Raw genomic sequence first — 8,718 nt, forward strand, 5'->3', positions numbered from 1 at the left:
TGCAGCCTGGAGCATTACCAATGAGCGAGCCATCCGCAACCGCCCCCAAGCCGAAGAAATCCGTCGCACTGTCCGGCGTGGCGGCGGGCAACACCGCACTGTGCACGGTCGGCCGTAGCGGCAACGATCTGCACTACCGCGGCTATGACATCCACGACCTGGCGGCCAAGGGCTGCTTCGAAGAAGTGGCCTATCTGCTGGTGCACGGCGTGCTGCCGAACTGGGCCGAGTTGAATGCCTACAGGGCCAAGCTGAAACGCCTGCGCGGCTTGCCGGCGCCGGTGAGGAGCGCGCTGGAGCTGTTGCCCGCGGCCACCCATCCGATGGATGTGATGCGCACCGGCTGCTCGGTGCTGGGCACCGTGCTGCCGGAAAAAGAAGACCACAACATCACCGGCGCACGCGATATCGCCGACCGCCTGATGGCGAGCTTCGGCTCCATGCTTCTGTACTGGTACCACTTCAGCCACAACGGCAAGCGCATCGAGACGGAGACCGAGGACGAAACGATCGCGGCGCACTTCCTGCACCTGCTGCATGGCAGGAAGCCGAGCGAACTGCACGCCCAGGCGTTGGATCGCTCGCTGGTGCTGTATGCCGAGCATGAATTCAATGCGTCGACCTTTACCGCCCGCGTGATCGCCGGCACCGGTTCGGACATGTACTCGGCCATCACCGGCGCCATCGGCGCGTTGCGCGGCCCCAAGCACGGCGGCGCGAATGAAGTGGCCATGGACATCATTGCGCGGTATCGCAATGCCGCCGATGCGGAAGCCGACATCCGTGCGCGCGTGGAGCGCAAGGAAATCATCATCGGCTTCGGTCACCCGGTTTACACCGTGTCCGACCCGCGTAACGAAATCATCAAGGAGATTTCACGCAAGCTCTGCATGGAAGGCGGCAATCCGGTCTTGTTCGAGGTATCCGAGCGCATCGAGAAATTGATGTGGGAGCTGAAGAAGATGTTCCCGAACCTCGACTGGTACTCGGCCAGCGCTTACCACATGATGGGCGTGCCCACGGCGATGTTCACGCCGCTGTTCGTGATTTCACGCACTTCCGGCTGGAGCGCCCACGTGATCGAGCAGCGCGAGGACGGCAAGATCATTCGCCCCAGCGCCAATTACATTGGCCCTGAAGATCGCACCTATACCCCGATAGAAAAACGCTGATCGCGGGCGCTGTTAAAAAAAAGGGGCTTCGCGCCCCTTTTTTTGTTGCTCGCTACCGGCTAGTGCAAAAAAAGCCGCATACACGGCATCAAACTGTTGCGTGGACGATACACCTGTCATAGGTGCGTGCAGGCGCGGCAACGTATTGTTTCTGCGATGTATGTCCAAGTGCGGCGCGCTAACCCGCAAGTCGTGTGTGTTGTGCTTGAGTCACGCGTGTTGCACCTAGCAAGCGCTGCGCCATTCCACCCGTCGCGACGAAGCCTGCGCAATCTATTGATTTTTATAGCGCCGAGCGGTCTTGCGGCGAGCCTCCGCGCATGGCATGCGGATTGCCATACCTAAATGCTGTCACAGCGAAAAAAAACAGGGGGCCACTGCATCCGTTTCGGGAGGAATACCTATGCGCAAGACTCTACTTTTTACAGCATTGACGCTCGGCTTGGGACTTGCCCTCCCGGCCATGGCGCAGAACAACCACCCCCACGACTCCTATAACAACAACTCCAATCAGGGTAACAACAGCAGTACCAACACCACGACAAACACCACGACCAATACCACCACCAATAGCACTTCCAGCGGTGCTGATAGCTACAACAGTGGTGATGTTAACAGCAACGGCCTGGGTACTGCGGCGGCCAACAATGGCGGTACTGCCACTTCGATGGTCAGCAATGCCTTCAACACCAGCACGGCGGTGGCCGATACCACGTTGAACGGTGCCGTTTCTTCGGTCTCCGTGTCTGGCATCGGCAATGTCGCCACCAACAGCGGCAATACCAATGCTGGTGCTGGCGGCGGCGGCGGTGGCGGCGGCAATGGCGGTGATGCCCATGCCCATAGCGGCAGCGGTGGCGGATCCAGCGCAAGCAGCGGTAATGCCGGAGCGCTCAGCGCTGCTGTAGGCGGTAGTGCGGCGAGTTCTGGTGGCGGCGCCACGGCCAGTACGGGCAATGACGATGGCGTTGCGACCGCAACGGGCGGAGCCGGCGGTAGCGCAAGCGGTGGTTCCGGCATGTCGGGTGCTGCAACGTCCACCTCGGGCTCCACAACTTCGTCCGGTGGTAGCAGCGGAAGCGTCGCCAATGCCGGCGGCAACGGCGCGGCAGGCGGCAGTGGCGCGGCAGGCGGCAATGGCGGAAATGCCTGGGCAAGCTCCGGCACTTTCGACATGTCCAACAACATGACCAGCACCGCGGCAGCAGCAGCGGGTATCACGACCATTGCGCAGAACAGTGGCGCAGCGGCGCTGGTGCAGCAGGGGGTGACGGTCCAGGCCAATCTGAATGTGGGCCATTGAGGAGTGATTGATCGACATGACGGGGCACGCTTCGCTCCGTCATGTCGTATGAGCCGGCCGGCAGAGCGATACAGCCGGCGCATGGTTGCATGCGATACGCAAACACAATCGGAGTAGGTGCCATGGCTCGTTCAAAACCCGTAGTAGGGCTGGCCCTGTTGTGCATGACCGGTGCGGTGCTTGCGGCAAATCCACCGGGACATGTGGTTTCACAAGTCGTAAGCAGCCCACCGGCAACCCAACCGCCGATGGTCGATGGCTTCGGTCCGGCGGTAAACGCCGGGACATTGCAGCGCTACAGCGGCGGCAACAGCCTGGTGCAGAACAATCAGACCCTCACCGGAACGGTGACCGGTGATACCGCTTCGCAAGTGAGCACCGGCACGAATTCGATCGGCGGCGGTGCCTTCTCGGGCGCGGCGGGCCTGCCTTCGGTGGTTCAGAACACCGGCAACAATGTGCTGATCCAGAATGCCGTGATCGTCAATGTGCAGCTGAAGCCATGAATCGGGCGCTGCCTGCATTTGCCGTGCTGCTAGCGCTTGCCGCCGCGCCGACACTGCGCGCAGGAACCATGTCGCTCAACGACAACGCAGGGCAAACCTATCGGCTGCATATCACCTCCCTGAAGGAGGTGAAGTACCACAACACGATCCACCAGAAATACGATTTCAGCTGTGGCTCGGCCGCCGTGGCGACGCTGCTGACCTACCAGTACAACTATCCGGTCAACGAGCAGGCCGTGTTCGAGCAGATGTACGCGCACGGCGATCGCAAGAAGATCAACAAGGAAGGTTTCTCGCTGCTGGATATCAAGTTGTATTTGGAAAGCCTCGGCTTCGAAGCCGACGGTTTCCATGCCAAGCTCGAACAGCTTCAGCAGGCGAGGCTGCCGGCGATCGTACTGATCGAGGATCGTGGCTATCACCATTTCGTGGTGGTCAAGGGCGTGCGCTATGGGCGTGTGCTGCTTGGCGATCCTGCGCGCGGCACGCGCGCCATCCCCCAGGACCGCTTTGATCAATTATGGAAAAACGGGTTGGTGTTCGTGATCCACAACCGGCGTGAGCTGGCGCATTTCAATGCCGACAGCGATTGGCGCAACGCTCCGATCGCCCCTCTGGGGTTGGGCGTCGACCGGCGCGGACTGGATGGGATCACCCTGCACAAATACGGCCCAGGCGACCTATGAGGTGTCCCATGGCTAATTCCCATCGCTGTTTGCGTATGACTTTGTTGAGCGGCCTGCTCGGCTGCGCTGCCTTGGTACATGCGCAGGATCGTTCAGTCCGGCAGGTGGCGGATTTCGGCATGCCGGTTTCCACACAACAGCTGGCCGCCGTGCGTGGTGGCTTTGATATAGGTGAAGGCCTGGAGGTGTCGTTTGGCATCCAGCGCGCGGTCTATGTCGACGGCAATCTGGTCACCTACATCAACGTATCGGTACCGGATATCGCGCACATCACCACTCAACAGGCGCTGGCGCTGGCGACGGCCCTCGGCACCATCGACGTGCAGGTCGGTCCCGGCAATACTTTCGATCCGACATCCGCTTCGCAGGTCAGCGCCACGGCTGCGCCACAAAGCGCTTCAGGCCTTGCAGCCGGCCATGCCGGCACGACTGCCGCGACGCAAGCCAGTCCTGCCGTTACGACCGCAGCGATTCAGGCAATGCCTGCCGCCGTCACCCTGAGCACGCCGGCCAGTCCGCCCATCAGCAGTACCGTCATTCCTGCCGCTACCACCCAGGGCGCGCCGGCCAGTCCGCTCGTCAACAGCACCGTCATTCCTGCGTCCGTCGGCCAGGCCAGCGCGGCGACAGTGATCCAGAACACCGTGGACAACCAGGTCATCCGCAGCCTCACCACCCTCAACGTTGCGGTCAATGCACTCAACGCGCTTCGCAATCAGGGGTTGCAGCAGAGCCTGCAATCCGCGCAGCAACTACAGGCCATGTCGCATTGACGCGGACGCGTCTGGCCGGGGGAACAACATGAAGAAGACGGACCGCAACACCCATCACGCAACCAGACCCTGGCTTTACGCCGCCGGTTGCGCCGGCTTCATGGCCTTCAGCGGCGCGGTCACCGCGCAGGATGCTTCGCATGCCGCAACGGATGACGGCTCGTCGCCGGTCATCCGCCAGCGCCTGGCGGAGCAGAGCGAGCGGATCGAGGTGATGCGTGGCCAGATCGAGGCCCTGCAACGTCAGCTTGCACAGCAGGAAGCCGACTACCGGGCGTTGCGTCATGCTGTGGGCATGGACGTGCTGGATCGCCAGCGCGGCGGCAATATCGCCGCCGGCGGTGGAACTGCCACGGCATTGCCAATGCCATCTTCGGAGACCTCTACCGATGTGCAGGTGGCGCAGCAGGGAGCTACGACGCCGGGCGCGCCGGTGGGACAGGCCCCCGCGGAAAACTCACGTCCCCCCGAGGTGGCGCCGATCTTCCAGCAACCAGGCGTGCTGACACCGAAAGGCAAGGTGGTGCTTGAGCCAACCTACCAGTTCGGCTATTCGACCGCCAATCGCGTGGCGCTGGTCGGCTATACCATCATTCCTGCGATCCTGATCGGGCTGATCGATGTGCGGCAGGTGCGCAGCACGACGCAGACGGCCATTCTTACCGGACGCTACGGCATCACCAATCGCATGGAACTGGAAGTGCGCGTTCCTTATGTGGACACGCATACAGATACAGTGAGTCGTGAGGTGCTCACCGGTTCGGCCGAGGACAACGTATTCGGTTCCAGCGGCAAGGGGCTGGGCGACATCGAAGCGACGCTGCGTTACCAGCTCAACGATGGCGGTGCGGACAAGCCGTATTACATCGGCTGGTTCCGCTTCAAGTCGCGTACCGGCAAGGACCCGTTCGAGGTAACGACCGATTGCGTAACGCGCTGCGTGCAAAATCTCACTGGCACGGGTTTGCCGATCCGGCAGCCAACCGGCTCCGGATTCTACTCGCTGCAGCCGGGCCTGACCTGGCTGTTTCCGTCCGACCCGGTCGTGTTCTTCGGCAACTTCAGCTATCTCTACAACGTCGAACGCCATAACGTATACGAGCATATCCTGCTCGGCGGCCGGCAGTTCCTTGGCAACGTGAAGATGGGCAACGAGGCGGACATCAGTGTCGGCATGGGCATGGCCTTGAACGACAAGGCCTCGCTCAGCATCGGCTATGACCAGACCTTCATCGGCACCACCTCCGAATCCGGCCGCAAGCTGCCGGGCTCGACCAAGGTCTGGCTGGGCTCGCTGCTGATTGGCGGTTCGTATCGCTTCAGCGACAAGCGCACGTTGAACGTCACGCTGGGCGTGGGCGTGACGCGCGATACACCGGATGCAACGGTGATTGTGCGGGTACCGATGACGTTCTGACCGACGCTAAAGAGGTCTCAAGCTGGGCGGCGGTTGCGCAGATAGCCGCCGATGCAGATGATCAGCGTCAAGCCTATTTCCAGCGCATGCTTCACCCAGCCATGCGTGTCGATCCATGCGCGCCATAGCGGTTCATGGCTGATCATGCGGCCCGCCGTCCAGGCGATCGCCGCGGCGCCAGCATAGATGATGATGGGCAGGCTTTCGATCAGCCTGAGGATCAGGGTGGAGCCCCATGCCACCAGCGGAATGCTGATCAAAAGCCCGATCACCACCAGGCCCATGTGTCCCTTCGCCGCGCCGGCGATCGCTAGCACGTTGTCCAGGCCCATCAGCACATCGGCCGCCACGATGGTTCGCAAGGCTGGCCAGAAACCGGCCGCGGGGGCCACCCCATGACCGTGCCCGTCACTGCCGGGCTTGAGCAGTTTCCAGGCGATCGGCAACAACAACAGGCCGCCGGCCAGCATCAGCCCTGGCAGTCCCAACAGATACACCACCATGACGGTGAGCACGATGCGCACGCCGATGGCGCCGAGCGTGCCCCAGATCACAGCGCGCTTTTGCAGGGTGCGAGGCAGCTTGCGCGCGGCGAGGGCGATCACGATCGCGTTGTCGCCAGCCAGCACCAGGTCCAGCAGGATGATGGTGAGCAGATCGGAAAGCAGATGAGGGAGCGTCATGCAGGGACCCTTGGCGCGCGAGACTCAAGCGATGACAGCGGGACGCACGCCGGTCCCGCCATCACCGCAAAAGTCTCGTTCTCAGCCGAGGGCCGTCGCGGCGCCCGGAGCGATATTTCGCTCGTGATGACGATCGCCGCGCGGATGCGGCGTGCCGCATCCGGAACTACTCCCCTTTGGGGTGGTTCGAGGGATTCTCGGCGGGAGGGGGCGGCGGGTCAAGCGAAGCCGGGAACGGGGGAACGGCGTGCGGCCCCGTGTTTCCGCATCATTCTTGGGTCCGGACGGGCCATCGGGGCGAAGCCATCCGCCGCCCCTGCCAACCCGGCGTTCCTCGTTCCCCGTTACAATTCCGCTTTTCCCTTACCGCGAGATCCTCATGAGCGCGCACGATATCCGTTCCGCCAAGCGTCCTGATCCCGATCAGCCGATGGTCGACATTGCCAACTACATGGCCGACTACCGGATCGACTCCACCGAGGCGTACGACACCGCGCGCTACATGCTGCTGGACTCGCTGGCCACGGCGATGATGGCGATGAAGTTTCCGGAGTGCGTGAAGCACCTGGGGCCGGTGGTGCCGGGCGCCACGCTGCCGGGCGGCGCGCGCGTGCCGGGCACCAGCCACGAGCTGGATCCGGTACAGGCCGCTTTCGCCATCGGCACGCAGATTCGCTGGCTGGACTTCAACGATACGTGGCTGGCGGCGGAGTGGGGCCATCCTTCCGACAACCTGGGTGCGATCCTCGCCGTGGCCGATTACCTGGGCCGCAAGGCCGAGCGCGAAGGCGGCAAGGCGCTGTCCGTGCGCGACGTGCTGAGCTACGCGATCAAGGCGCACGAAATCCAGGGCTGCTATGCGCTGCTCAACAGCTTCAATCGCGTCGGCCAGGATCACGTCATCCTGGTGCGTCTGGCCTCCACTGCGGTCGCCACGGCCATGCTGGGCGGCAGCAGGGAGCAAATCATCACTGCGGTGTCGCACAGCTGGATCGACAACGGTGCCTTGCGCACCTATCGCCATGCACCGAACGCCGGGCCGCGCAAGAGCTGGGCGGCCGGTGATGCCTGTCGCCGCGCGGTGACGCACGCCATCAATGCGGTGTACCGCGGCGTGGTGGATTATCCGTCCGCGCTCACGGCCAAAACTTGGGGCTATTACGACGTCGCGTTCAAGGGCAAGCCGTTCGAATTCGAGCGCCCGTTCGGCAGCTATGTGATGGAGAACGTGCTGTTCAAGATCAGCTTCCCGGCCGAGTTCCATGCGCAGACCGCAGTGGAATGCGCCATGCAGCTGCATGCTGAGGTCGCCGGCAAGCTCGACCAGATCGAGAAGGTAGTGATCGAGACCCAGGAAGCCGGCTGCCGCATCATCGACAAGACCGGCCCGCTGGCCAACTATGCCGACCGCGATCACTGCATCCAGTACATGGTGGCAGTGCCGTTGATCTTCGGCCGCCTTACCGCCGACGACTACAACGACGATGTCGCCGCCGACTCGCGCATCGATGCATTGCGCGAGAAGATGGTGGTGAGCGAGAACCCGCAGTTCACCAAGGACTACTTCGATCCCGAGAAGCGCTACATCGGCAATGCCGTGCAGGTGTTCTTCAAGGACGGCACCAGCACCGGGAAGGTGTCCATCGACTACCCGATCGGCCATCGCAAGCGCCGCGCCGAAGGCATTCCGGTGCTGCTGAAGAAGTTCGAGGCGGCGATGCGCGGCCATCTGCCGTCGCACAGGGTCAAGGCCATCCTGGAAGCCACGGCCGACCCGGCCAAGCTGGATGCCATGCCGATCCAGGCCTTCCTCGGCCTCTTCACGCTGTGATGACGCGCTGAGCAGAAAATCTTAAACATGGGGCAAGAACCCGGTTCGGCCAGGGCCGGACCGGGGCAGGCGTAACGCCAAGGCAGGCAGGCTGTTGGATGACAGCCTGTTAGGTAGTCGTTTTGCAATTCGTTTAAAAGTTGTTAAACTGGCACGCGCAGGGCGTCAGTCAGTTCAAGAATCGTTTGCCGCAACCGGGTTGCGTGACGAAGCGATTCGCCCTGGTGGACGAATGCCCTACTCATTAAGAAGAGGAGACACCTGATGAAACGTAAGGGCCTGTATTTTTTGATCGCTCTTGCCCTGGGCGGCGTAGGTGCCGTTCACGCGCAGGACAACACGGCGGC

At 62.4% G+C, this 8,718-nt stretch carries 8 protein-coding genes; 7 read left to right on the forward strand and 1 reads right to left on the reverse strand.

The window, feature by feature from the left end; translation table 11 throughout:
- Positions 1-20 precede the first annotated feature (20 nt).
- From prpC to EKH80_RS22200, 6 genes are all read left to right on the forward strand, one after another.
- Positions 21-1,172 (forward strand): bifunctional 2-methylcitrate synthase/citrate synthase, encoded by a 1,152-nt coding sequence (prpC, locus tag EKH80_RS22175; RefSeq protein ID WP_126686982.1) that lies wholly within the window; start codon positions 21-23, stop codon positions 1,170-1,172.
- Between the two features lie 403 nt (positions 1,173-1,575).
- The gene (locus EKH80_RS22180) at positions 1,576-2,475 is read left to right on the forward strand and encodes a hypothetical protein (RefSeq protein WP_126686983.1); all 900 of its coding nucleotides are present in this window, start codon (positions 1,576-1,578) and stop codon (positions 2,473-2,475) included.
- Between the two features lie 122 nt (positions 2,476-2,597).
- The gene (locus tag EKH80_RS22185; protein WP_126686984.1) at positions 2,598-2,981 is read left to right on the forward strand and encodes a hypothetical protein; all 384 of its coding nucleotides are present in this window, start codon (positions 2,598-2,600) and stop codon (positions 2,979-2,981) included.
- On the forward strand, positions 2,978-3,667 hold the full coding sequence (locus tag EKH80_RS22190) for a C39 family peptidase (protein ID WP_126686985.1): 690 nt from the start codon (positions 2,978-2,980) through the stop codon (positions 3,665-3,667). Before EKH80_RS22185 ends, EKH80_RS22190 begins: the two co-directional genes overlap by 4 nt.
- An 8-nt stretch (positions 3,668-3,675) precedes the next feature.
- On the forward strand, positions 3,676-4,440 hold the full coding sequence (locus EKH80_RS22195; RefSeq protein ID WP_126686986.1) for a hypothetical protein: 765 nt from the start codon (positions 3,676-3,678) through the stop codon (positions 4,438-4,440).
- Between the two features lie 28 nt (positions 4,441-4,468).
- A complete protein-coding gene (locus EKH80_RS22200) occupies positions 4,469-5,857 on the forward strand; it encodes an acetate kinase (RefSeq protein WP_126686987.1) in 1,389 nt (462 codons plus the stop codon).
- Between the two features lie 17 nt (positions 5,858-5,874).
- Here EKH80_RS22200 and EKH80_RS22205 read toward each other — a convergent pair whose 3' ends face one another.
- Entirely contained in the window at positions 5,875-6,540 is a 666-nt protein-coding gene (locus EKH80_RS22205) for a YjbE family putative metal transport protein (RefSeq protein WP_126686988.1), read from the reverse strand.
- A gap of 379 nt (positions 6,541-6,919) precedes the next feature.
- On the opposite strand from EKH80_RS22205, the gene EKH80_RS22210 reads away from it, so the two are divergent.
- A complete protein-coding gene (locus EKH80_RS22210; RefSeq protein ID WP_126686989.1) occupies positions 6,920-8,371 on the forward strand; it encodes a bifunctional 2-methylcitrate dehydratase/aconitate hydratase in 1,452 nt (483 codons plus the stop codon).
- Positions 8,372-8,718: the final 347 nt, after the last annotated feature.

This window comes from Dyella choica (assembly GCF_003977665.1).
Taxonomy (GTDB): Bacteria; Pseudomonadota; Gammaproteobacteria; order Xanthomonadales; family Rhodanobacteraceae; genus Dyella_B; species Dyella_B choica.